Raw genomic sequence first — 26,247 nt, forward strand, 5'->3', positions numbered from 1 at the left:
AAAAACAGGAAACAATGAAAAGGATTACCATCTATTTATCCATACTGGCCGCAGGGCTGAGCCTGAGTTCCTGCGACGGCTTCCTCGACCAACCGGCGCAGGGGCAGATGACCGAAGGCGACTTTCTCGGCAACAGCAATTCCGCTGCGAGCCTGACCAACAGCATCTATGCGACCTACCGCGAAGGAAGCACCTACGAAACGACCGGTTCGTGGATCGGCGACCTGTGCTCGGACAACGCGCTGCGCGGCAGTTCGATGTCCGACGGCGGCGGCACGATCTACAACAACGGCACCAACCAGTTCCAGAACCTGTCTGGACTCACCGGAAGTTCCGCCTTTCTGAACTGGCTGTGGCTGAACGCCTATACCGGCATCGGCCGGGCCAACACCGCGCTGAGAACCATCGACACGTTCGAAGGGCTCGCCCCACGACAAAAAGAGATCCTGCAGGGCGAAGCCTGCTTCAATCGCGCATGGTTCTACTTCGTCGTGCTGAAACTATGGGGTAAAGGCCCGATCGTTCCGCTCGAAACGCTCTCCGGCGCCGAACAGGCCGCTCTGAAAATTTCCGACCGCACGGCGCTGTACGACACCATCGTAGCCGATCTGCAAATCGCGCTGAAAATGCCCGACAAAGCCGAATCCGCCAAATGGTATCCGACCTCGTGGTACGGCCGCGCCCACAAGGGCTCGGCTCAGGGACTGCTGGCCAAAGTGCTGCTGTACCGCGCCGCCGACGATCCGGCCAACGCCATGCAATATTATCAACAGATCGTACAGATAGTCAAAGACATGGAATCTTCGACCGACGGATACGACCTGATCGCCGTCGATAACATCTTTACGAAAGCGGGCGAATACAGCGTCGAATCGGTATTCGAAATCGGGGCGGCCAGCTTCACGACCTCCGACGGAGCATACCAGGGCTGGCAGTTGCTCGGCACCCGTGGCGAACCGAACTGGGGTTGGGGATACATCGCGCCGTCGCTGAACCTCGTACAATCGTACGAACCGGGCGACAAACGCAAAGACAACGACATCATCTATGGCAAAACGACCATATACAGCGGCATGGTACAGACCCAAAGCGTGATCGACGGCACGACAATCATCGGCGCCTACAGCGAAAGCGACCCGAACTCGGTCAGCAACGGCTACCCGAACCGCTTCTGCCGCAAAGGCTACCAGCCGCGGCCGGTCGTAGGGGGTAACGAAAACTACGGCGGCAACATCCGAATGATGCGCTGGGCCGAAGTGCTGCTGATCGGCGCCGAAGCGGCCGTCCGTACCGGCGACGCGAAAGCGTCGACCTGGTACAACGCCGTCCGCACCCGCGCGGGACTCGCCTCGAAAGAGCCGACGCTCGAAAACATTTGGGAAGAGAAGCGGATCGAACTGTCGATGGAACGCGACCGTTACTTCGACCTGGTACGGATCGACAAGATGCAACCGGGCTATTTCGCCGCGAAGGTATGGGCCAAAATCCAATCCGAACAACAGGGCCTCGAAGAGATGAAAGCGCAAGGCTTGGCCCCGGCATCGACCACGCTGCCGCTGCCGCCGGCTTCGCCCGTAGTCGTTCCGAAAAATTACGTAATGCCGGTGCCGAACGAACAGATCCTGCTGATGAACAACCTCAAACAGAATGACGGCTATTAATCGGACATCGATGAAAAAAACGGGACTCCTGCTGTCGTTGCTGACGCTGCTGTGGTACTGCGGCGCGGCGCAGACTCCGGTGCAGACCGACCTGCGCAGTTTCCTTCCGGCCGTCGGCCGGATCGAGGCCGCGGGGTACGACTCGCACGTGGAACTGCGCTGGCCGGCGGTATCCGGCGCGGAAAGCTACGCGGTATACCTGCTGCGCGACGGCAAAAAGTCGCTGCGCGGAGAGACCCCGAACCTCTATTACCTCGACTTCGTCGCCGGACTCGGCCGCAACGCAGTCTATACGTACCGTGTGGCGGCGCTCGGCGCCGACGGAAAACAGCTTTCGGAAACCCCGCAGATTTCAGCCGCGATCTCGGACTTTTCGGACGAACAGCTCCAACAAATGGTGCAGCGTTACACGTTCCGCTATTTCTGGGATTTCGCCGATCCGCTGACCGGCCTCGCCTACGAACGTTCGAACGACAAACGGGCGGACTGCATCACCACCGGCGGCTCCGGTTTCGGCGTCATGGGGATCGTAGCGGGCGTACGCAACGGGTTCGTAACACGTCCGGAGGCAGTCGCACGGCTTACGAAAATCGTCGGGGCGCTCGAAAAACTGCCGCGTTTCCACGGCGCATGGGCGCACTGGTATAACACACGCACCGGACAGCCGTACCATTTCAGCGAAAAGGACAACGGCGGCGACCTGGTCGAAACGGCGTTTCTCGTACAGGGATTGCTGGCCGCACAAGGCTATTTCGACGGCAACGACGCCGCAGAGAAAGCGTTGCGCGACCGGATCGAACAACTGTGGCGCGAGGTGGAATGGAGCCATTATACGCAGGGACAGAACGCCCTGTACTGGCATTGGTCGCCGGACTACGGCTTCGCAATGAACCATCCGATCAAAGGGTACGACGAAACGTTCGTCACCTACATCCTTGCAGCCGCATCGCCGACCTTTCCGATCGACAAGAAGGTCTACGACGACTGCTGGGTCAACCGCAAGGAGGGCGAGTTCTTCTGCGCGACCGATTTCTACGGCATCATGCTGCCGCTCGGCAAACGGGCGCAGATGGGCGGGCCGCTGTTCTGGGTGCACTACTCGTACACGGGACTCGACCCGCGCGGGCTGGCCGACCGGTTTGCAAACTACTGGGAACAGAACCGCCGCTATACGCTGGTCGACCGCGCCTACTGCATCGACAACCCGTACCGTTGGGTGGGATACGGCCCCGATTTCTGGGGCCTGACCGCATGCGACGCGCTGCCGGAAGGCTACCGGGCGCACACGCCCGGCGTCGGCGAGGACTTCGGGACGATCGCACCTACCGCCGCCTTGTCGTCGATGCCGTACACGCCCGAAGAGTCGATGGCCGTCCTCAAAAACCTCTACCGCAACCTCGGGTCCGTCGCGTTCGGAATCATGGGATTCTACGACGCGGTGAATCTGAGCCTCGGCGAACCCCGTTCGACGGAAAGCTACATCGCCATCGACCAGGGTCCGATCCTGGTGATGATCGAAAACCACCGCAACGCGACCGTTTGGAACGCCTTTATGAAAAAGAACGACATCCGGCGCGGACTCGACCGGCTCGGCTTTACGATCAACCACAAAACCATCGAATACACAAAATGAAACTTATGACCAACCTGAAAAATATCCTGTTTACCGCCTGCGCGGCGCTGCTGACGCAGGGCTGTCACATGACTGCCGATCGCGGCATATCGACCGACGGAGCGCGGCATTTCTTCGCCGACCGGCAGATCGACCGCCGGGTCGATTCGGTGATGCGCCTGATGACGCTCGACGAGAAGATCGGTCAGCTCGTACTCTATTCGAGCCATTTCACCACGACCGGCCCGACACTGCCCAAGAACGTCGAAGAGGCGATCCGCAACGGCACCTGCGGCAATATTTTCAACGCGCACGTTCCCGAATACAACCGGGAACTGCAACGGGTTGCCGTCGAGGAAACGCGGATGCACATTCCGCTGCTGTTCGGCTACGACGTGATCCACGGCATGAAAACGATCTTCCCGATCAACCTCGGCATGTCGTGCTCGTGGGATCTGCAAGGTATCGAAAACTCGGCCCGCGTAGCGGCGCGCGAGGCGATCGCATCGGGGCTGAACTGGACGTTCTCGCCGATGGTGGACATCACCCGCGATCCGCGCTGGGGACGCGTTTCGGAAGGATCGGGCGAAGACACCTACCTCGGATCGTTGATCGCGATCGCGATGGTACAGGGCTACCAGGGAACGACTCCCGAGGCGCTCGCCTCCGACACGACGATCCTGGCCTGCGTAAAACATTTCGCCGCCTACGGAGCTCCGGAAGCGGGGCGCGATTACAATACGGTGGATCTCACCGACCGCACGCTGCGCGAAACCTACCTGCCTCCGTATAAGGCGGCCGTAGACGCAGGCGTAGGAACGGTGATGGCCGCATTCAACGATATCGACGCCGTGCCGGCCCACGCCAGCCAATACCTGATGCAGCAGATCCTGCGCAAAGAGTGGGGATTCAACGGTTTCGTGGTGTCGGACTTCACCGGGATCAACGAACTGGTTCCGCACGGCGTAGCGGCCGACAGCTCGCTGGCCGGCCAACTGGCGATCGAGGCCGGGATCAACATGGATCTGCAGGGCGACGTTTACCACCGTTTCCTGAAATGGCTCGTCGAAACGGGCATGGTTCCGCAGAAACAGGTCGACATCATGTGCGCCGAAGTGCTGCGCGTGAAATTCGCGCTCGGTCTTTTCGACGATCCGTACAAATACCACGACCTGCAAGCAGCCGAAAAAGAATTTTACAAACCGGCGAACCTCGCAGCGGCCCGCGACATGGCCTGCAAGTCGATGGTGCTGCTGAAGAACGACAAGGAAGCGCTGCCGATCGCCGCAGGGAAAAAGATCGCGTTGATCGGACCGTTCGCCGACGCCCGGCTCGACCTGCTCGGATCGTGGTACGGACAGGGACAAGCCGACAAGGTCGTTTCGATTCTTACCGGACTTAAAGAGCGTTTCGGGGCCGACAAGGTGATTTATACGAAAGGTTCCGAACCCGATAAGGACGACCGCAGCGGATTCGCCGCCGCGCTCAATGCCGCCCGTTCGGCCGATAAAGTCGTAATGGCGGTGGGCCATCCGGGCTTCTGGAGCGGCGAGGCGACGAGCCTGACTTCCATTCGGATCCCGGCTATCCAGCAGGAATTGATCCGGGAAGTCGCCCAAAGCGGCAAACCGCTGATCCTCGTCCTGCTGAACGGACGTCCGCTCGACCTGTCGTGGGAAAGCACCGTAGCCGACGCGATCGTCGAAGCGTGGTATCCGGGTACCGAAGGGGGACATGCCGTAGCCGACGTGCTGTCGGGCGACTTCAATCCCTGCGGCAAACTGACGATGACCTTCCCGCGCAACCTCGGTCAGGTGCCGATCCATTACGACGCGAAAAATACCGGCCGGCCGTACACGCCGGGACAGGGCGAACAACACTACGTTTCGCGCTACCTGAACGAACCGACCGCCACGCCGCTGTATCCGTTCGGCTACGGCCTCAGCTACACGACGTTCGAATACTCCGACCTGAAGGTCGCTCCGGAAAAGACCGACATGAAACAGCCCGTCGCCGTAACCGTTACGGTCAAGAACACCGGCAAGGTACGCGGCACGGAGGTCGTACAGCTCTACGTGCGCGACCTGGTGGCCAGCGTAACCCGTCCGACGCGGCAGTTGAAAGGGTTCGAACGGGTAACGCTGGAGCCGGGCGAAAGCCGCGAAGTCAGCTTCACGATCACGTCCGACGCGGTCGGCTTTTACCGGCAGGACATGAGCTTCGGCTACGAGCCCGGCGACTTCAAAGTATGGGCCGGCGGCAGCTCGGACGCCGCGCTCGAGGGTTCCTTCGAAATCACGAAATAAGCAAACAATCCACTCCTATTTAAAATGAATATTATGAAAACATTCAGACTACTTGCGATCTGCGCGCTGGTTCTGGCGGCCGGCTGCGGCAAAGACCCCAAAATAGACAAGGTTTACAATACGGTCTATATCAACTCGGCCGCAAGCTCGTTCCAGGGCAGCTTGACACAAGGTCAGGCGGTCGCACAGGGCACCAAAATCACGCTGGCCTATACCAACGGTCTCGGTAAGAGCGCCCAAGTGCTGCTGCCGGAGGTCAACGGACTGTACTGCGATCCGATCGACGTGCGGCTGGCTTCGCCGACCTCTTCGGACAACGGGAACGGAACCGTCGAGATCCCCGTCTCGGGAACCCCGACTGCATCGGGCAGCATGAACCTGCGGCCGGTGATCCGCGTCGGCGAATACGAAGTGTTCATCTCGATCCCCGCGACCGTAACGCCGGCCATTGCGCTCGACGCCGCGGCAAGCGTCGTTACCGGCACGTTCCGCATCGGACAGGCCATCGCCAACGGCAACATCGCGCTGCACTATACGTCGTATGCGAACCAGGAAGTAACCGTTTCGGCAGACGAGGTATCCGGTATTTCAATCGCGGAGTTCACCGCATCGCTACCGGCTGCGCCTTCGGGCGGCACGCTCGACGTCCCGGTAACAGGAACGCCGTCCGACTACGGAACGAAGACCCTGAAAATAACTATGACGCAGGGAGATAACACCTATACGGCGGACATTCCGGTCGAAATCGCGGGCGATATCGCACTCGACGCCGCCGGCAGTACCGTAACCGGCACCCTGTCGAAAGGCGTCGAACTCTCCGACGTCAAAATCGCGCTGCATTACACGGCCGCCGAAGAGCAGCAGGCGACGATCAGCATCGACCTGACCAACGGCATCAGTTGCAGCGCATTCGACGCGACGCTGCCGGCTGCCGAAGACGGAACGGTGGACGTGCCGTTGTCCGGAACTCCGGTTTCGGACGGTGTAACGAACCTCGTGGTCATCGTTAAGATCGGCTCGACGAATTACACCGCGACCATTCCGGTCACCGTCCTGTCCGATGTTCCGGGCATTCCGTTCGAACCGGAGACCTTCACTTACCAGGGACTCGAATACACCACCATCTTCATCGACGTCAACGGTAACGGCTACGTCGATCCGGGCGACGTCTGGCTCGACCGCAACATCGGAGCCGCTTCGGCCGATCCGGGCGCTTACGGCGCCGACGGCATCAACGCCGCTTCGATCGGCCAGATGTTGCAATACGGCAAGCCGTACGGAGCCACCGCATTCGACGCTTCCTACCAGATCGATTACGACGCTATCGGCGAATGGACGGTCTGCCCGGAAGGGTACGCCGTACCGACACTGGATCAGTTCAACGCCGCCATCGCGAAAGTAACCGGAGGAACGATCAGCGGCAACGGGGTTTCGGGCAACGCAGGCATCACGCTGACGCTGATGAACTCCGTGATGAAGCTGCCGATTGGCGGTTGGCTGACCAACGGCGACACGCAGCCGCAGGCTTACGGCGAAGCGGCCGCTTACTGGACGTCGAGCAAGGGCAGCAACACCGCCCCGTGGAAAGTCGATATCAACAACAGTTCGGCGTCGAATACCGGAGCCAACTGGGCCGATGCGGCCTGGCAATTGCCGGTACGCTGCATCAAGAAATAAGCCTTACCGGAAAAATACAGCGAAGAGGGATGGCCCGCAAGGATCGTCTCTCTTCGTTTCAACCGCTAAAAAACACTGAAAAATGAATATTTTGCAAAAAACGGGGGTCGTCCTGTCGCTGCTGCTGGCCGCAGCCTGCTCGAAAGACGATTCGGAAGGATTTATCCCGCCCCCCACTCCGCCCGACATGGACGAAACGCTGCTGAACGATCTCCAGCGCACGCATTTCAACTTCTTCTGGAAACTGACCAACACGGCGAACGGACTGGTTCCCGACCGGGCCAGCGCGACGAACAACGAAGCGATGAGCAGCATCGCCGCCACCGGATTCGGCCTGACGGCCTACATCGTCGGCGTCGAACGCGGCTTCGTCACGCGCGACGAAGCGGCCCAACGGACGGTCGTCACGCTACGGACGTTCAACGATGCGCCGAAAGGCACCGACCCGGTATTTTCGGCCGGATACAAGGGATTCTTCTATCATTTTCTGAACCGGAACACCAGTCTCCGGGAAGGACAGAACGAACTCTCGACGATCGACACCGGACTGCTGATGGCCGGTATCCTGTCCGCCCAGACCTATTACGACCGGGACAATGCCGTAGAAAACGAAATCCGGCGGTTGGCCGACGAACTGTACCGCGCAGTGGACTGGAAATGGGCGATGAACGAGGGCGAACTGATGAGTCTCGGCTGGACTCCCGAATCCGGCTTCCAACCGTACACCTGGCAGGGTTACAATGAAGCCATGATCCTCTACATCCTCGCAATCGGCTCGCCCGAGACCGACAAAAAACTCGACGGCAGCGTATGGAACCGCTGGACGGCTACCTACAATTACAGCAGTTTCCAGAACTACGAGATGGTGAACTTCTCGCCGCTGTTCGGGCACCAGTATTCGCACATGTGGATCGATTTCGCAGGGATCAAGGACGCCTTCATGCGCTCCAAACCGGGTCTCGATTATTTCGAAAATTCCCGGCGGGCCACGCTGGCCAACCGTAGCTACTGCATCGAAAATCCGAGTAAATACGTCGGATACGGCGCCGATATCTGGGGACTCACCGCCTGCGACGGGCCGGGAGCCGGCACCTACGGCAAATGGGCGTACCACGCCCGCGGAGCTTCGGCCGCCGGCATCGCCGACGACGGCACGATCGCCCCGACGGCAGCCGGCGGATCGTTCCCGTTTACTCCGACGGAATCCTACGCCGCGCTGAAAGCGATGAAAAGCTACAAAAACGGGGCGCTCTACACCGACTACGGCTTTCTCGACTCGTTCAATCCGAGTGAAGATTGGATCGACGGATGGTGGCTCGGCATCGATCAGGGCCCGATCCTGGTCATGCTCGAAAACTACCGCACGCAACTGATCTGGAAACTGATGAAAAAGAACGCCTACATCGTAAACGGATTGAAAGGAGCCGGATTCACCGGCGGATGGTTGAACTGACGGCACGATCTCCCGCCGGGAAACGGCGCCCGTTTCCGTTCTCAAAAAATATCCGGGCCGATGGGCCCGGATATTTTTAACGGCATTCCGCCTACATCCGCCGGTACTGGGTCGGAGAGACTCCGGTATGCTGCTTGAAATATTTGCCGAAAAAAGACTGGTTCGCGAAATTCAGCGCTTCGGACACCTGCAGGATCGTCAAAGTGGTCGATTTCAGCAAGGCCTTGGCTTCGAGAATCACATAATCGTCGATCCACGCGCCGGCCGATTTTCCGGTAAGTCCCTTAACCACGTTCGACAGATGCTTTGGCGTCAGACAAAGTTTGTCGGCATAAAAGGTCACACTACGCTGGGCTTTATAATGATCCCGGACCAGATGAATGAACTGTTCGAACACTTCGTCCCGACGCGTTTTCACCTGCCGTCCGACGGCGGGAGCATGACGGTTCATGATATTGCCCAATTCGTAAAAAAGAGCATGGAACAGGCTCTTGGCGATCTCGCGACGGAAACAGTTGTCTCGCATGTTGACTCTCTGGCGCAAGAACGAACAGTATTCCAGAACGGAAACCACCTCTTCGGGTTTCAGCGGAATCCGGGGATCTTCTTTGATCCGCAACAGGGTCGGCAGGAACTGCCGGTAAGACAGGATCGCTTCCTGGGCGAACTTGATCGAAACGGCGAACACGCAACACAAAAAATCGTCGCTCCGCTGGTGTTGCTGGACGATCTGGTCGGCCAGGACAATCACCATGTCGTTCGCTCCGAACGTATACTCTTTCAGGTCGATGCTCATCCGCGTAGTTCCCCGGAGGCAAATCGCCATCATTCCCATTTCGAGCCGGCTCGGATAATCGAGCACCGGCAGGTCGCTGGAATTTTCAAAAATGGCGAAATCGTTCTTGATCGATGTGATAAGATCGATTTCGGTCTCCAGTATCGACATATTGACTTTCTTTACACCCTCTTCTTTCATACCGCGCCTTCATTTATATTTTGCAAAATTATAATTATATTCCGTACGCCTGTTCGAAAACGACTTTCAGAACAATTATTCGGCGAAAACGAACTTTTCAAACCGGGCCGTTTATCCACATTTGCAAAATGTTTTATACGCATTTTTTTTACTGACAGGCATATAATGCAGCCGACACGATTACAAACGCCGTATTACCGCATCCGAAGCGGTGTAAAAAAAGGATAATTTCATGCAGGAAAAGACTCCAGACAAACCTATTTCACGGTACCGGCAATTCTCACAATACGGCACCGCCTTTGCCCATATCAGGCGCAACGATCCCGAGAACGCTTCCGGACAGGAATATATCGCCGGCAAATCCGCAACCGAAACGACATGACCAATAAACTCCTGGCGCTGCTGCTGCCCGCCGCGCTGACGATCGCGCAGATCGCCGAAGCCAAAAAACCGCGGCAAATACCCGATTGGTACCCCGACAAAGACAGCCTTTACCGGGCTGTGGAATCGATCCCGCCGTTCGGCATCTACAAAGACAACTACATCGTCACCGGAACCAGCTTTTCGGGAGGCCGCGTCACGAAAGACAATTCGGACGCCAAATTCCAGATCAGCCTGCGGCACCGGCTGATCAAAAGCATCCTCCCGCTGCACACCTACCTGTTTCTGACCTATACGCAAAAATCGTTCTGGGAGATCTACAAGGATTCGAAACCGTTTTACGAAAACAATTATAACCCGACGCTCGGTTTCGGGATGCCGATCACCCGGGGCGACAAAGTGGTCGGAGTAGGTTTCCTACAGTTCGAACACGAATCGAACGGGCGCGACAGCATTTGGTCGCGCAGCTGGAACCGAATCACCCTTCAGGCGATTTACGAGATCGATCCGCATTTCACGGTACAGGCCAAATTCTGGATCCCGTTCGCGCTGTCGGACAATCCGCACATCGTCCGCTACGCCGGCTACGGACAGGTCGCCGGAACCTACAAGACCCGTAACGAGCGGTTCCGCTTTTCGATGCTCGTCGTTAAACGGGGCGGCTGGAATCTGAATGCGAATTTCCAGATGGACGCCGCTTTCCGGCTGTCGAAAATCAGCAACCAGTATATCTACCTGCAATACTACAACGGCTACGCCGAGAGCATGATCGATTACGACCGGTTTCACAGCTACCTGCGCATCGGGTTCGCCATCAAACCGAAACATTTTTCGATCTTCTGACCTTTCGATCCCGCGGCGGGGCGGACGCAACGAATCGTCCCGCGAAAATTACTCCGCGGCGGACGAGAGCGCGTCCACCTGCTTCAGCGCATAATTCGGCCCCGGTTTCAGACGCGCCTGGTGCCGGTTCAGCAAAACCAGACTGTCAGGGTAATAGAGGAAGTTAATCTGTTCGAGGGTCGTATCCCCGAAATTAAGCTGGTACACGGTCGCATCGGGATTTTCGGCCGAACCGCGCAACGTTCCCCACCGTCCTATCATCCGGAACTTCTTATCCTTTCCCTTATCAGCCTTCGGATAAATCATCGTCAGATCGTACGAACCGTCGCCGCTGAACTCTTCGTTTTTAAGTTCCAGCTCGTAATTGATCGGAGTGCCGTCGGCCGTAGGCAGCGTGCCTTCGTAATAGCGCACCTGCATTCCCGAATCCGCGGCAATTGTCGCCGTATCCTGCCCGGCGGCGGCCTGCCTACCCGTCTGGCCGCCGCATGCTGCAACCAGTACGGAGATTCCTAAAATCAATCCTGTTTTCATGCTGTCTCTGTTTTAGTTTATTTCTCGAAAGACGGAACGGCCTCGACCGGCGTCTGTCCGTCCAGCACATATTTCCGCGCTCGAATCAACTCTGGCAGCGCCTGCGGATCGGCGGACAATACCTGGCAGACGTTGTCCATAAAATTGTTCGAACTGCGGATATTCTCGGTAAAATCTCCGAGACGCAAGTAATTCAACGTACTGTTGTTGACCGATATGCGGCGACACTTCCGATTGGCGTCGGCTCCCTGCAAACGGATGTTGCAAACGCCCGAAGTCAGCCCCGTAATGTTGACCAGGTCGACGTCCCCGTCGAAGATAAAATCCCCGTTGATCACGAACATGCCGGAAAACAGGAAATTATACCCCACTCCGAACCGGAAGTCGGGATTCAGGTGTCCGACCCCCTGGTCGGAAAACTTGACTGCGAAACCGTCGCTCTGGTTGGCTTCCTGCATCGACACGTTGATCGCATTGCCCCACTCCAGATCATGCACCCGGTATTCGGCCGGCTGGCGGAATGTCACGTAGTAAACGCTGCCGGCAGCCGGTCGGTCGCCGCTTTTCCAGACGATCCGCGAGGCCGCGTCGCAGTCGCCGCCCTCGACCCGTACCACGTCGAAATCTTTGCCCGCAACCCACTCCCGGCCGCCGACGGCCGGTTCGCTGCCGATCCGCACCACTTCGGCATAACGCGGCAGTCCGTACCACTCGGTACGCTGCGCCGGATTCGGATCGTCGACGACCGAGTGGCCGTGCAGCGTCAGCCAGTCCCAATCGCGCCCCGACCGCCTGACCACTTCGGCTTCCGGATACGGATTCAGCCGGTCGCCGAACTTGCCGCGCGGACCGGCGAAGATTCCGCTGGTAAACGAACAGGAACTGTTGTGGATCGACGGAGCCTGCCCGCCTACCCAATCGAAGAACACCCCGTCGCGGAACACGGCCGGATTACCCATACAATAGATCGACTCGAACTGGTACTCGCCTTGTCCGCAATGGTTGCCGTTATCGAGCCGGATCCCGGTGCGGGCGTCCAGTCGATTAACGTCCGATACCCGCACATGACCGCCGGAACCGATGATATCGATCCCTACCTCAAAAAACTTATCGGAAAGGATACCCGAGCCGAGCTGCTCCCCGACGTTAACCCGCGAAACGATCACGTGGTCCAGCAAAAAGTCTGCGCCGCGGCCGGTCGTTTCGATGATTCCGACATTGTTATCGGGATGATAAGCAATGTGGGCGATCTGGATCGCGGCGGTTCCGGCGATCGTCTTCGACGGCGTCTGCCGGTCGAGCGCTACGGTCATCCCGTCGATCACGCACCCTTTATGCCGGATGCGGATCGTCGCGGCGGGAACCCGCTTCAGATCCTCGCGGCAGACAAAGCCGAAATCCCGGCGCGCATCGGTCTGGAAAATACGGGTCGTCCCCGCGCCCTCTCCGCGAAATACCTGTCCGGTCGCCGTAGACTCGATCGTTCCGCGATTCGGCGCCGCCGAACCGGCGAAATAGTAATCTCCGCCCGGAAAAAACAGCGTCGCCCCCTGCGGGGCCCGCTGCATAATGGCTGCAATGCGTTTGGTATTGGACTGCGCCGCGCCGCGGTCGTTTTTGACCAGCGGTTCGACAACATACTGCGGATCGACGCGATCCACATAAATCATCTGTCCCGCAGCGAAACACGGGAAACAAAACGACAAGAGAACACCGGTTCGGAGCGCTCTGAATAAATTGGTCATAGCTATATCGGGTTTTAGTCGGTATGCATTAAACGGAAAGCCCCTTGCGCAACAGCACTTGCAGGTGGGCCGGGGAGATATCTCGGCTGATGTGTCCTTTGCGGGCGATGGAGATCGTTCCGCGCTCTTCGGATACGACGATCACCAGCGCATCGGTTATCTCGGAAGCGCCGAGCGCCGCGCGGTGACGCATCCCGAACTCCATGGGAACCTCGCGCTCGGTGGACGGCAATACGCACCGCGCCGCCGCGATCCGATCGTCGGCGATCACCATCGCCCCGTCGTGCAACGGCGAATTCTTGAAAAAGATATTTTTGATCAGCGAGGCGGAAATCAGCGCATCGATACGCTCTCCCTGCTCGATAAAAGGCAACAGGTTCACTTTACGGGCAATCACGATCAACGCGCCGGTCTTGGTCTTCGCCATATCGGCGCAAGCTCCGACCACCGTATCGATCCATTCCTGCCCGACGACCTTCACTTTCCGTCCGCGTGGACGGAACAACCGGGCCATAAACGACACCCGCCGATTCGTATACTGCGTGCCGAGCAGGATCAAAAAACGCCGGATCTCCTGCTGGAACACGATAATCAGCGCGATTACCCCCACGCCGATGATCTGCCCGAGTATCATACTGAGCAGTTCCATATTCAACACGCGGGTCACGATCCACAGCAGGTAGATAATCAGGATGCCGACAACGATGCGCAACGCATTCGTCCCCCGTGTCAGCCGATACACCTGAAACATAATCAGCGCCACCACGAAGATATCGATAATATCGACCAGCGTAATATCCAGAAATCCGAAGCCCATAGCAGAAACAAAGGTAATAAAAGAATGACAAAACGGCAACTGTTTTCACAGCCGCCGTTTTATCATGCTCCAAAGGATCTCCGCACGCTTACTTTGCAGCAGGCTCTTTGCGGCGAATCAGGTCGTATGCGATCGGGGTCGCGGTGAATACCGTCGAGTAAGTACTGATCAGCACGCCGAACAGCAACGCGAAGACGAACCCGCGGATCACTTCGCCGCCGAACAGGAAGATGGCCAGCAACACGACCAGCGTCGTACCGGAAGTATTGATCGTGCGGGTCAGCGTCGAGTTGATCGCATTATTGATGTTGTCCTTGATGTTGCGTTTCGGATAGAGCGTCTGGTACTCGCGGATACGGTCGAAAATCACCACCTTGTCGTTGATCGAGTAACCGATGATCGTCAGGATCGCGGCGATGAACGACTGGTCGACTTCGAGGTTGAACGGCAGCAGGCCGTGCAGCAACGAGAACAGACCGATCGTGAACAGGGCGTCCAGGGTCAGCGAAATCACGCTGCCGACACCCCACTGCCAGCGTTTGAACCGGATAATAATATAAAGCGCGATAGCGACCAGACTGAACAGCACGGCGATAACCGAATCGACCTTGATGTCGTGCGCCACGCTCGGCCCCACTTTGTCGGAACTGATGATCCCGTACGGATTCTGCGCCGTCGTCAGGAATTCGGCTTCGGTAAGCTGCGCGGTCATCAGCGGCGAGAGCGCCTTGTACAACATGTCTTCGATTTCGGCGGTCACGTTGTCCCCCTCGTCGTCGTATTTATACTGCGTAACGATACGCATCTGGTTGTCCTGACCGAACTGTTTCACTTCGTAACCGGTGCCCGTGAAGACATCGCCCAGCGCTTCACGCACTTCGTTCGCGGTGACCGGCTGGTCGAAACGCACCACGAAAGCGCGGCCGCCGGAGAAATCCACGCCGTAACTCATCCCGCGCACGCCCAGCGAAACGAGCGTTATCAACAGCATGATACCCGAAATGACATAAGTGATCTTGCGCTTGTCGATAAAGTTGAACTTGGTGTTGGCCAGGAAATTTTCGGTGAATTTGTTCGAGAAGGTAATCTTGCGTTCGCGGTTCAGCATACCCACGAAAATCAACCGGGTGATCAGAATCGCGGTGAACAGCGAAGTGATGATACCGATGATCAGCGTCGTGGCGAATCCCTGCACCGGGCCGGTGCCGAAGATGAACAGCACGATACCGGTAATCAGCGTAGTAACGTTACCGTCGATAATGGCGGACATGGCATTCTTGTACCCCTCGGCCACGGACATGGCGAGCGTCTTGCCCATGCGGAGTTCCTCCTTGATACGCTCGTAAATAATCACGTTGGCGTCCACCGCCATACCCATCGTCAGCACGATACCGGCGATACCGGGCAGCGTCAGCACGGCTCCGAACGAAACCAGCACGCCGAACAGGAAGAACAAATTGCATATCAGCGCGACGCTTGCCACCCAACCGGCTTTGTTATAGTAGAAGATCATATAGATCAGCACGAGCACGAATGCCAGGATAAACGACATCATACCGGCGTTGATCGACTCCTGACCGAGCGACGGGCCGACGACGGTATCCTGCGTAATCCGCGCCGGAGCGGGCAGCTTACCCGACTTCAACACATTGGCCAGGTCGCGCGCTTCGTTGATCGTAAATTGTCCGGAAATCGACGATTGTCCGCCGGAAATCTCCCCGTGAACCACGGGAGCCGAATAAACGTAACCGTCGAGCACGATCGCAATGCACCGATCGACGTTGTCGGCCGTCAGACGGGCCCATGTCCGCGCTCCGGAAGCGTTCATCGTCATCGACACTTCGGCGCTCGATCCGTGCTGCGCATATCCTTCGCGCGCCTCGACGACCGATCCGCCGTCCAACGGGGCTTTGCCGTCGCGCGTATTAGCCTTGATAGCATAGAGCGCGAACGTCGTCTCCTGCGGATCGATGGCTTTGACGCCCCACATCAGCTTGATATCGCGGGGCAGCAGCGCTTTCACCTGCGGAAGACTCATATAACGGTTCACGGCGGCCGTATCGAACGACTTGGCCCATCCGATCACCGGCCCCCTGCCGACCTGTCCCTGCTCGTCGGCCACCGGACGCAGCTTCGCGAACAGCGGGAATTTGGAAATCATCGCCTGTTCGTCGGTTTCCACATGAGAAGCATCGGTGCTATCGAGCTGCGAAATCAGCGTCGAATTGCCCGCTGCGGCGGCGCTGTCGGCATTCGCCAGCATCGTGCTGTCCGCAGCGACGGTAGCGGCGACCAGGCTGTCCGCAGCGGCGGCAACAGTCGACGCGCCGCCGGTTTCCGCAACGATTTCGCCCGCATCCTGCAGTTCTTTGATCACGTCATTGGCCTGCACCAGCGCCGGATAGATCTCCTGGTTTTCGTAAGTGGCCCAGAATTCGAGGCTGGCCGTCCCCTGCAACAGTTTGCGGACGCGTTCCGGCTCCTTGACGCCCGGCAGTTCCACCAGTATCCGTCCCGAATTTTCAAGACGCTGGATATTGGGCTGCGTCACGCCGAACTTGTCGATACGGTTGCGAAGCACGTTGAACGAGTTTTCGATCGCGCCTTCGGCCGACGACCGGAGCACTTTGATCACTTCGGCGTTCGTACTGTTCGGGGTGATCTGTTCGCGCAGTTCCGGCGTATTGAAAATATAGCTCAGCCGACCGCCGTTCGAAATCTTTTCGTAGGCTTCGGCAAAAAGCGTGATATAATCCTTCGTACTGTTTTTCTGCTCTTCGCGGGCCTGCACCAGCGCCTGGTTGAAACCGGGATCCTTGCTGTCGTTCGAAAGCGCCCGGATCACATCCTCGATCGAGATCTCCAGCATGACGTTCATACCGCCGCGCAGGTCGAGACCGAGGTTGATCTCTTTCTCCTTGCACTGCTTGTAATTGAACTTTATGAACCCGAGGTTGTAGACAGTCTGCGATTTGATCGAATCCAAATAATTTTGCTCCTTGACCGCGTCTCCGGCAGCGTACTGGGCCGCCTTGTTCTCCACGTGCCGCGTAACAAAAGTAAATGAGAGTTGATACGCACAGGCGACCGCGAGCGCGATAGCCAAAAATTTCAGTGCACCTTTATTCTGCATTTGTTCAAAAGTTTTATATATTTTCGTTTTTACTGACCCGCTGATATTCCCTGCGTTCGGCTATGATAACCGCATTTGGATTGCAAAGCTACATATTTTTTTGCGAAATACAACAAACGGCCGTTTTAAACCGTTAATTTATCCTTTAGTATCTTACGACAGCTGCGCGTCAACGCGATACGGAGCCGCCCGACATGCACGGAAACACGTTTCGCCCCGCTCGCAAAACGGCAGGGAGACCGTTTTCGATCTCCCTGCCGCCCGATTTCCGCCACGTTACTGCTGATCCTTCTGCTCGGCGATAATACGCATCGCGCACTCCAGGATCGAAGCATCGTCCAAAGTCACCACTCCCCCGTCAGGACCTTTCTCGAGATGAATGCCCACCGGGCCGCCTTCCTTGAAATGCGTCCCGCCGAAATAATTCCGCACAACGTTAACGTCTATGTTCAATTCATCCGCAATACGCTGCGAACTGCCGCTGGGCAGTTTGTCCTTGATTCGGCGCAGCTCGTTAAATGTAATTACCATAATCCTTAAGGTTTAGTTTAAGTTATGCAAGATCTGTCAATAAATTCCATACAACGATCAATCCAGTTTTAAAGGTATAAAAAATAAAATTCAATTCAAAAGGAATCCCTCCGTTTTTTTCCGATTCACCGCATAACGAATCAACAAACAACATATTAATGTTTTTTTACGCTTCCCGGAACGGCTGTCCCGGCCCCTGTCCGGATCTACAAAAAAACGTCTACGTCTCCCCTTTTTCCGAATTCGTACGGGAAATTCTTCGAAAAACAAAAATTTTCCATAATTTTAGTCCGGAATGATACGTCCGTCCGCACGATCCGGCAGGCGCCGGCAACGCGGCGGGACGAAACCCTTCCCGTTTCCGCCGGACAACCGCTTTCGATATGAACCCAAAACCGACCGTATGCCAAAAAAAATCTCCCCTTTTCGCAGCCTGCTGCTTTGCGCCGCCTTGTCGCTGACCGGACAGGCCCCGGCCCAGCCGGGCCCGACTCCCGGGCTGACTTTCGAACAACCCGGCTCCGCCGAACGGTTTACCGCCGTAAACGGCAGCGTGGCGACCCGAGACGGAGCGTTGGAATACACGTTCCGCAAAGGTTCTTCGCTCAGCTCGCCGCCGCTGGCGGGCAGCCGGCACCTGCTCTACAATCCGACGCTCGAAAAACGCAACACGGTACTCCTGCTGATGGAGAACCGGAGTTCCGCGACCCGGCTGCGACTCCGTTTCATCACCGACCGGGACAGCACCTATGACGAAGCGAAATCCAAGATTTTCGAAATCGAACCGAATTCGCCGAAAAAAACCTGCTACCTCAACCTGTCGGACAACCCGCACGCCAAAGGCCGCCTGAAGGGTTTCCGGATCGAACCGCTCGGCGGCAAGGGCATGCTCCGAATCGACCGGATCACGTTCGAGCAGGAGGCCGCGCTCGAACCGCAGGCCGGCCGGATCGACGGCTGCACCGCCACGCCGCATGAGATCGCGGTCACCGGCAGCATCGACCCGAAATACCGCAATCGATACTCCCGAATCGCGATTTACGAAACTTCGATGCTACAACCCGAAGACGATATCAACCGGATGACCGAATTGTACGAAGGCGAACTGACTCCGGAATTCCGCATCGCAGGCATCCCGATGCGCAATGGCGACATGACGCGGCTGAGCAGCCAGTTCCTGGCGGTCGTCAAAGACGACAAAGGCAATTTTCTAAAGATCGGGCCGCGCTTCTACATCGACAACTGGAACGATTTCGAAGAGAATCCCTACGCTTTCGCATTGCCTTCGCTCACGGTTCACGCTACCGACTACGGAGCCAAGGGAGACGGATTCACCGACGATACCGACGCCATCCAGGCGGCGATCGACGACGCTGCCGCGAAGGGGGGCGGACGGGTCGTGCTCGACGGCGACGGCTCGTTTTACGGCAAACGCTATGTCGCGACCAACATCCTGCTGAAAAGCAACATCGAACTGCACATCGCCGAAGGCGCGATCCTTTGGCAGTCGCAGGACGCGCGCGATTACAAGTATAAACCGGCCTACGGGCACGAAGGGTCGATCCCCGGCATCAACTGGACGCACAACATGCACGTTTCGAACCTGCCGCTGCTCCAGGGCAAAAGCATCGAAAACATCAAGATCACCGGCCCCGGCAAGATCCGTTCGATGGATCCCGAATGCCAGGACGAGCGCTACGCCGAGGAAGATTACCAGCGTTACTGCGCCGACCGCATCCACGTCATTCCGATCGGGCTGTGGAACGTGCGCAACATCGAAGTGTCGAACCTCGACATCGTCCGTTCGAACAACTACCACACGGCGTTTTACGCCTGCGAGAACGTCTTCATCGGCAACCTGAAGATGCACGAGGTTCAGTGCGTCAGCGGCGACGGCCTGGGACTCGGCGTCGGAACGCACAACGTCAAGATCGTCCGCGCGTTCCTCGAATCGAACGACGACGGCGTGGTGCTGTGGACCGCTTACGACGACCCGCGCGGCATCCTGTGGTGGTGGGCGCGGCCGGACGCCGACAATTCGATCCGCAACGTAACCGCCTGCCACAGCTACATCAATTCGGGCGGCGGCAAGGCGATCGCCTTCATCCCGTGGGGAACCGACAACCCGGACTGGGGCGACACCGAAATCGACAGCATCACGGTCTACGATTGCGTCCTCAAAGGGGGATATGCGGTCGGCACCTGGCCCGACAATCCCTATTTCGGCAAACAACCGTTCGACAACACCGAGCAGGACGACTACTCGCCGATCAAAAACGTCCGCATCTACCGCAACAGCTACCTCAGTCCTTGCGACTTGCTCTGCATCCGGCCGACCAATTTCATCTCCGACTGCGGCATCCGCAGCAGCGGCACGTTCCAGAACGGAAACTTCGAACACGGCCGCGCCTACTGGACGATGCGGGGCGACGCGGGCGTCCGGGACGGCTGCGGCTACGCCGACGGAGGACGTCTGTACGAAGGGCTTTATCTGACCCGCGGCAGGCACACCTTCACGGCGGAAGTACAGGGCGACGGATCGCTCTACGCCGACAGACTAAGCCTGTTCGAAGAGAGCGTGCCGATCGCACGAGCGGATTTCAGTTCCGAAACATGGACGCAACGGACGTTGACGGTCGATATTCCCGAAGACGGCACTTACGCCCTGGGGATCGACGGAAACGGCGCGCGGATCCGAAAAGCCGCCGTCGACTGATCTTTCCGAAGGAAATGATTTTTTTGTTGGAAATTTCAGACAACCTGCTTATCTTTACCCCCATAAGTCCGTATTTGCAAACCGGATTTACGGCAATAAACCCGAACAAAAAATGAAAAAAAGCGTAAAAGTCATTCTGGCGCTGGCGGTAATCGCTATCGCGCTGACGATCACCTATCATGCGGTGAACCGGATTCCGGCTCCCGAACTGACGGCCGAAATGCGGGTAAAAGCGATCTTCGACGACGGCGGCTGTCTGGACTGCCACAGCGCGACACCGAACCTGCCCTTCTATGCCAGCCTGCCGGTCGCAGGCGATATCGTCAAGAAAGACGTATCCGAGGCGCTCAAACACACCGACCTGACGGAAGCGTACCGGGCGCTTTCGGACGGCAGGCCGGTCGGCGAAGTCACCCTGTCGAAAATCGAAAAATCGGTTGCCGACGGCTCGATGCCGATGGCCAAATACTACCTCGTGCACTGGGGATCGTCGCTTACCGACGCCAAAAAGGAGATCCTGCTCGATTGGGTGAAAAAACACCGGGCGGAACACTATCCGAATAACCTGTCGGCGACCGTTTTCGCCAACGAACCCATCCAACCGATCGCCGATTCGATCCCGGTGGACATCCGCAAAGTCGCACTCGGCGAAATGCTGTACAACGATCCGCGGCTGTCGTCGGACAACACGGTTTCGTGCGCGTCGTGCCATAACCTGCAAACCGGCGGCGTCGACAACAAAGCGTACTCGGAAGGAGTGGGCAAGCAACTCGGCGGCGTCAACGCCCCGACCGTGTTCAATGCCGTCTACAACTTCGTGCAGTTCTGGGACGGCCGGGCGGCGGATCTTGCCGAACAGGCCGGCGGCCCGCCGTTGAACCCGGTCGAAATGGCCAGCGCGTCGTGGGACGAAATCATCGGGAAATTGAAAGCGGACAAAATCTTTACGAACGCTTTCACCGCCGTTTACCCGGAAGGCTACTCGGGCGAAACCATCACGGACGCCATCGCCGAATACGAAAAAACGCTGCTCACGCCCGATTCGCGGTTCGACCTCTACCTGAAAGGCGATTCGACGGCGTTGAGCGCGGAGGAGCTTCACGGATACGAACTTTTCAAAGAGAACCGCTGCGCGACCTGTCACGTCGGCCCGACGCTCGGCGGACAGTCCTACGAACTGATGGGACTCTACGGCGACTACTTCGCCGACCGCGGAACGGAAATGACCGAAGAAGACAACGGCCGCCACAAGCAAACCAAAACGGACTACGACCTGCACCGATTCAAAGTTCCCGGACTGCGGAACGTAGCGTTGACGGCTCCCTACTATCACGACGGGACGCGCCAGACGCTGGACGAAGCGGTCTGCGACATGGCGAAATACCAGGTCGGGAGAACGCTGCCCGAAAGCGACGTGAACGACCTGACCGCATTCCTCGAAACCCTGACCGGAAAGCTCAACGGGCTGCCGCTCACGGACGGCAGCGCCCTGAACTGATCCTTCGACGGAGAAATACCTTGAAAAATTCCGCTGTCGGCGGAATTTTTCATTTCCCGGAATACGGAACGCGCCACACGACCGTCGTTCGACCCGGCAAAGCGCACTCCGCACCAAACAAAAAAACGACGAAACATGAAAAGCAGAACCGAAAGCGAAATCAAACAACGGGTACAACGGCGGATCATCGCCTGTTCGGTACTGCTGATGGGCGGCAAATTTCTGGCGTTCGCCCTGACCAATTCGGTGGGTATCCTGACCGACGCGATGGAAAGCATCGTCAACGTAATCGCCGGATTCATCAGTCTGTACAGCCTGTACCGGGCCGCCAAACCGAAAGACGAAAACCACCCGTTCGGACACGGGAAAATCGAACTGATCTCGGCATCGGTCGAAGGACTGCTGATCGCCGTGGCGGGCGGGATCATCATCTTCGAAGGCGTCAGGCGGCTTTTCGAACCGGCCGCGATCGAAAAACTGGATATCGGTATCGTATTGGTAGCCGCGGCCGGAGCGGTCAACTACCTGCTCGGCCGGTACAGCATCCGCACGGGCCGCCGATACGATTCGATCGCGCTGGTGGCCGGGGGCCGGCACTTGCAATCGGACACCTATTCGTCGATCGGCCTGGTCGCAGGCCTGTTGCTGCTGTACGTAACCCGCATCGGCTGGATCGACAGCGCGCTGGCGCTGATCTTCGGCGGCATTATCGTCTGGACGGGCTTTTCGATCCTGCGTAAAACCGTGGCCAATCTGACCGACGAAGCCGACCGCGAATACCTCGAAAAAATGCGGACGACCATCGCGGAAAACCCGCACCCGGACTGGATCGACATCCATAACTTGAAAATGATCCAATACGGCAGTTACTTCTACATCGACTGCGACCTGACGCTGCCGTGGTATTACAACATCCGTCAGGGACACGCGGCCTGCACCGAACTGCGGGAAACCATCCAAAAAGGATTCTCCGACCGGGTGCTGCTGTCGATTCACACCGATTCGTGCGACGAAAAACACTGTAGCCACTGCGCCGTCGGCGACTGCCCGTACCGCCGCGAACGGTTTGCGGCTCCATTGATCTACACGCTGCGGGAACTGACCGAAACGGACGAAGACCGCGACGAGTAACCGTTTCGGCTCCCCCACCTCTCCGCAACGACGCCGGCCGTCGCTCACAAAACCGGTCCGGAAACATCCCCGCAAAACTCTTTTTCGAAAACGACAGCCGTTTTCAAAAATTCCGTACATTTGCCGCGGAAATTTCGAGGGAAAATTTTTACGATGGGAACATTGTCACTGAGCGCTACGAAATACTACCGGATCTCGGTCAGCGCTTTTTTCTTTATTCAGGGCCTGGTATTTTCGAGCTGGGCCAGCCGCATCCCCGACATCAAAGACGCCCTGCACCTGAACGAAGCGGTGCTCGGATCGGTGCTGTTCGCACTACCGGTCGGACAACTCTCCGCAATGGCGCTGTCGGGCTACCTGGTCAGCCGCTACGGCAGCAAGCTGGTACTGACCGTAGCAGCGTTGCTCTACCCGGCCGCGCTGGTCGGACTCGGAGCGGCCTCGTCGATTGGACAGCTCACGCTGGGACTCTTCCTGTTCGGCATCACGGCCAACCTGTGCAACATCGCCGTCAACACGCAGGGAGTCGGCGTCGAACGGCTCTACAACCGCAGTATCATGGCGTCGTTCCACGGCTTGTGGTCGCTGGCCGGATTCTGCGGAGGGCTGGTCAGCACGCTGATGGTTGGTTACGACATTCCGCCGCTGATGCATTTCTGCATCATTTATGCGGTTACATTCGCGGTGCTCGTCACGATGCGCGGCTCGATGCTGCCGCGCGACGCCAAGCCGGCCGACGAAAAAAAACCGAAAAAGGTTTTCGTCCGTCCCGACCGTTACATCCTGCTGCTCGGACTGATCGCTTTCGGCAGCATGGCCTGCGAGGGAACCATGTTCGACTGGAGCGGCGTCTATTTCGAAACGGTCATCCGACCTCCGAAAGAGCTGATCCGGCTCGGCTACATCGCCTTCATGTGCACGATGGCCTGCGGCCGGTTCACCGCCGACCGGCTCGTAACGCGGTTCGGGGCGATCCGGGTGATCCGCGCCAGCGGCATCGTCATCGCGACCGGGTTGCTGCTGTCGGTGCTGTTCCCGCACCTGACTACCGCCACGCTGGGATTTCTGCTGGTCGGATTCGGAACGTCGTCGGTCGTGCCGTTGTGTTACAGCTTGGCCGGGCGGTCGAAAACGATGCTGCCGGGGGTGGCGCTGGCGACCGTCTCGACGATCGGATTTTTCGGGTTTCTGCTCGGCCCGCCGGTGATCGGCTTCATCGCCCACGCGTTGAATCTGCGTTGGTCGTTCGCGCTGATCGCCCTGATCGGCCTCACGACGACCGTCGCCGCCCCGATGCTGCGACAGAAATAGTTCCGGGCTCCCGCTCCGCCGGAATAGGCGGCCGAAATCCCCTTCCGAGAAGTATCGCATACGATTTTTTTCGCTATATTTGAACGAAACGAATCAAACGATACCGATATGAAAAAAATCAACCGACGCACTTTTTTGCAGCAGGCGGGACTCGTAACCGCCGCCCTCGCCGCGGGAATGTACGATCAGGTCGCAGCGCGGCCGTCGAGCGGCACGGCCGCCGGAAGCCTACCCTCAGCGGCAACCGACGACATTACTTCCGAAAACGGCCGGTTCACCGCCGCGCTTCGGGATCACGGCCGGGCGCTGACCAACCCGGGCATGGGCTGGACGATGCATTTTTACTCGAACATCCTCGCCAACTACGGATCGCAGCTCGAACCGTCCGATACGCTGGACGATTTCCCGGGGCTGAGCACTGTCTACCTGCGGGTTCCGTGGGCCTTCCTCGAACCCGAGGAAGGCAAATTCGCCTGGGAACTGCTCGACACCCCGGCGCAGCGCTGGATCGACAAAGGCAAATACGTCGCCTTCCGCGTCAGCGCGACCGAAAGCTGGCTGTACCACGCCACGCCGAAATGGGTATTCGACGCCGGAGCGACGGGATACGACGTCGAAGGTCATTACCTCGAACCCGACTACGAAGACCCGGTATTCATAGAGAAGGTGGAAAACTTTTTGCGGGCGATGGCCGAACGCTACGACCGCAACCCGCACGTCGCCTTCGTGGACGTCGGACACTTCGGGATGTGGGGCGAGGGCCATACGGTCATGAGCACGCCGAAGCACGGCCGTTCATGGGGCCTGGAAACCCAGAAAAAACACATCGACCTGTACTGCAAGCATTTCAAAAACACCCAACTTTGCATCTCGGACGACTTTGCCGGGCACGACGCGCCGGGCAGCCGTTTCCCGATCACCGACTACGCCTTCTCGCGCGGCGTGACCATCCGCGACGACAGCATCCTGGTGCAACCGCCGCCTCATTCGTGGTACCACAGCGAAATGGCTCAGCTCTTCTGGCCGACGCTGCCGGTAATCCTCGAACACGAACACTACGGCGGATCGAAAGAGCGCGGCAGTTGGGACAAAAATCTGCTGGTCAAGTCCGTCGAAGATTACCACGCCTCGTTCATGTCGATTCACTGGTGGCCGCGCATCCTGCTCGAAGAGAACCGCGACGCGATCGACCGGATCAACCGCCGGATAGGTTACCGCCTGCAGGTATCCGGAATCTCGTGGCCCGAAAGCGTAAAAATGGGCGAACCGTTGGAAATCCGTTCCGCATGGAGCAATGCGGGCGTAGCCCCCTGCTACCGCGGCGGCCACCCGTGTTTCACGTTGAAAGACGACAAAGGGGGAATCGTATCGGCGCTGGTGGTCGACGATTTCGACCTGCGCTCGCTTCCGGTTTGCGAAGCGGGAAAAGCCGAAGAACGGCAAATCGTTTCGACGTTCCGGATCGCTCCGCGCTATGCCGACAAAGCGGGCACTTTTTTCCGCGCGTGCAAACCGGGCGTTTACGACCTGTACGTCTCGGCCGGTATGCGTGACGGCACTCCGGTCTACGAACTGCCCTACGACGGCAATGACGGACGGCGACGCTATAAACTGGGACGGATTACGGTTAGCGAATAAACCGACGGACACGACGAAGGGGTTCCGCTTTGAAAAGCGGAACCCCTTCGTCGTGTCATAGATGCTTTTACAGAACTTCGGCCTTGTATCCGGCCTGCTCCACCGTCCGGACGATCTCTCCGTCGGACAGGTCGGACGTTACGGTCAATATTCTCTCGGGCGTGCTCAAATCGATCGACCAGCTTTCGGCCGGCACGATCTTATTCAGCGCCTCCCCGATGCGGGCGACGCATCCGCCGCACTTGGCGTTAGTTTTGAATCTTGCTGTTTTCATATCTTCTTTA

General features: G+C 58.0%; 18 protein-coding genes. 11 read left to right on the plus strand and 7 right to left on the minus strand.

Features of this window, described 5'->3' with window-relative positions:
• Positions 1-14: 14 nt before the first annotated feature.
• The 5 genes from GFH31_RS06165 to GFH31_RS06185 all read left to right on the plus strand — a co-directional run bounded on the left by GFH31_RS06165 (position 15) and on the right by GFH31_RS06185 (position 8,709).
• Positions 15-1,661: a RagB/SusD family nutrient uptake outer membrane protein gene (locus tag GFH31_RS06165; RefSeq protein WP_055205698.1), complete on the plus strand. Its 1,647-nt coding sequence runs from the start codon at positions 15-17 to the stop codon at positions 1,659-1,661.
• Positions 1,662-1,671: 10 nt separating this feature from the next.
• Positions 1,672-3,294, plus strand: coding sequence for a glucoamylase family protein (locus tag GFH31_RS06170; RefSeq protein WP_118656719.1), 1,623 nt, complete (start codon positions 1,672-1,674; stop codon positions 3,292-3,294).
• Positions 3,295-3,299: 5 nt separating this feature from the next.
• The gene (locus GFH31_RS06175; protein WP_228385815.1) at positions 3,300-5,579 is read left to right on the plus strand and encodes a glycoside hydrolase family 3 N-terminal domain-containing protein; all 2,280 of its coding nucleotides are present in this window, start codon (positions 3,300-3,302) and stop codon (positions 5,577-5,579) included.
• Between the two features lie 33 nt (positions 5,580-5,612).
• The gene (locus GFH31_RS06180; protein WP_172970808.1) at positions 5,613-7,256 is read left to right on the plus strand and encodes a hypothetical protein; all 1,644 of its coding nucleotides are present in this window, start codon (positions 5,613-5,615) and stop codon (positions 7,254-7,256) included.
• Between the two features lie 82 nt (positions 7,257-7,338).
• The gene (locus GFH31_RS06185) at positions 7,339-8,709 is read left to right on the plus strand and encodes a glucoamylase family protein (protein WP_216645976.1); all 1,371 of its coding nucleotides are present in this window, start codon (positions 7,339-7,341) and stop codon (positions 8,707-8,709) included.
• A gap of 91 nt (positions 8,710-8,800) precedes the next feature.
• Here the strand turns inward: GFH31_RS06185 and GFH31_RS06190 are convergent, their stop codons facing one another.
• Entirely contained in the window at positions 8,801-9,685 is an 885-nt protein-coding gene (locus GFH31_RS06190; protein ID WP_101572120.1) for a helix-turn-helix domain-containing protein, read from the minus strand.
• 378 nt (positions 9,686-10,063) lie between these two features.
• On the opposite strand from GFH31_RS06190, the gene GFH31_RS06200 reads away from it, so the two are divergent.
• Positions 10,064-10,909, plus strand: coding sequence for a phospholipase A (locus GFH31_RS06200; RefSeq protein ID WP_055205795.1), 846 nt, complete (start codon positions 10,064-10,066; stop codon positions 10,907-10,909).
• A 48-nt stretch (positions 10,910-10,957) separates the two neighbouring features.
• Here the strand turns inward: GFH31_RS06200 and GFH31_RS06205 are convergent, their stop codons facing one another.
• From GFH31_RS06205 to GFH31_RS06225, 5 genes are all read right to left on the minus strand, one after another.
• A complete protein-coding gene (locus tag GFH31_RS06205) occupies positions 10,958-11,443 on the minus strand; it encodes a copper resistance protein NlpE N-terminal domain-containing protein (RefSeq protein WP_101572116.1) in 486 nt (161 codons plus the stop codon).
• Between the two features lie 17 nt (positions 11,444-11,460).
• Complete coding sequence (locus GFH31_RS06210) at positions 11,461-13,188, minus strand: hypothetical protein (RefSeq protein ID WP_153498340.1); 1,728 nt, start codon at positions 13,186-13,188, stop codon at positions 11,461-11,463.
• A gap of 28 nt (positions 13,189-13,216) precedes the next feature.
• On the minus strand, positions 13,217-14,005 hold the full coding sequence (cdaA, locus tag GFH31_RS06215) for a diadenylate cyclase CdaA (protein ID WP_055205792.1): 789 nt from the start codon (positions 14,003-14,005) through the stop codon (positions 13,217-13,219).
• Between the two features lie 88 nt (positions 14,006-14,093).
• The gene (gene secDF, locus GFH31_RS06220; RefSeq protein ID WP_153498341.1) at positions 14,094-17,138 is read right to left on the minus strand and encodes a protein translocase subunit SecDF; all 3,045 of its coding nucleotides are present in this window, start codon (positions 17,136-17,138) and stop codon (positions 14,094-14,096) included.
• A gap of 276 nt (positions 17,139-17,414) precedes the next feature.
• A complete protein-coding gene (locus GFH31_RS06225; protein WP_055205691.1) occupies positions 17,415-17,669 on the minus strand; it encodes a hypothetical protein in 255 nt (84 codons plus the stop codon).
• 403 nt (positions 17,670-18,072) lie between these two features.
• On the opposite strand from GFH31_RS06225, the gene GFH31_RS06230 reads away from it, so the two are divergent.
• The 5 genes from GFH31_RS06230 to GFH31_RS06250 all read left to right on the plus strand — a co-directional run bounded on the left by GFH31_RS06230 (position 18,073) and on the right by GFH31_RS06250 (position 25,963).
• Positions 18,073-20,385: a glycosyl hydrolase family 28-related protein gene (locus GFH31_RS06230; RefSeq protein ID WP_172970809.1), complete on the plus strand. Its 2,313-nt coding sequence runs from the start codon at positions 18,073-18,075 to the stop codon at positions 20,383-20,385.
• Between the two features lie 112 nt (positions 20,386-20,497).
• Positions 20,498-21,883 carry a cytochrome-c peroxidase gene (locus tag GFH31_RS06235; protein ID WP_153498343.1) on the plus strand — a complete coding sequence of 462 codons (1,386 nt, stop codon included), beginning with the start codon at positions 20,498-20,500 and terminating at the stop codon, positions 21,881-21,883.
• Positions 21,884-22,018: 135 nt separating this feature from the next.
• Positions 22,019-23,014, plus strand: coding sequence for a cation diffusion facilitator family transporter (locus GFH31_RS06240; RefSeq protein ID WP_118456941.1), 996 nt, complete (start codon positions 22,019-22,021; stop codon positions 23,012-23,014).
• 153 nt (positions 23,015-23,167) lie between these two features.
• Entirely contained in the window at positions 23,168-24,325 is a 1,158-nt protein-coding gene (locus GFH31_RS06245) for an MFS transporter (RefSeq protein WP_055205790.1), read from the plus strand.
• Between the two features lie 108 nt (positions 24,326-24,433).
• Entirely contained in the window at positions 24,434-25,963 is a 1,530-nt protein-coding gene (locus GFH31_RS06250; protein WP_153498344.1) for a DUF4832 domain-containing protein, read from the plus strand.
• A 67-nt stretch (positions 25,964-26,030) separates the two neighbouring features.
• Here the strand turns inward: GFH31_RS06250 and GFH31_RS06255 are convergent, their stop codons facing one another.
• Complete coding sequence (locus GFH31_RS06255) at positions 26,031-26,237, minus strand: heavy-metal-associated domain-containing protein (protein ID WP_055205686.1); 207 nt, start codon at positions 26,235-26,237, stop codon at positions 26,031-26,033.
• Positions 26,238-26,247 lie beyond the last annotated feature (10 nt).

The organism is Alistipes sp. dk3624, from assembly GCF_009557455.1.
In the GTDB taxonomy this organism is placed as follows: Bacteria; Bacteroidota; Bacteroidia; order Bacteroidales; family Rikenellaceae; genus Alistipes_A; species Alistipes_A hominis.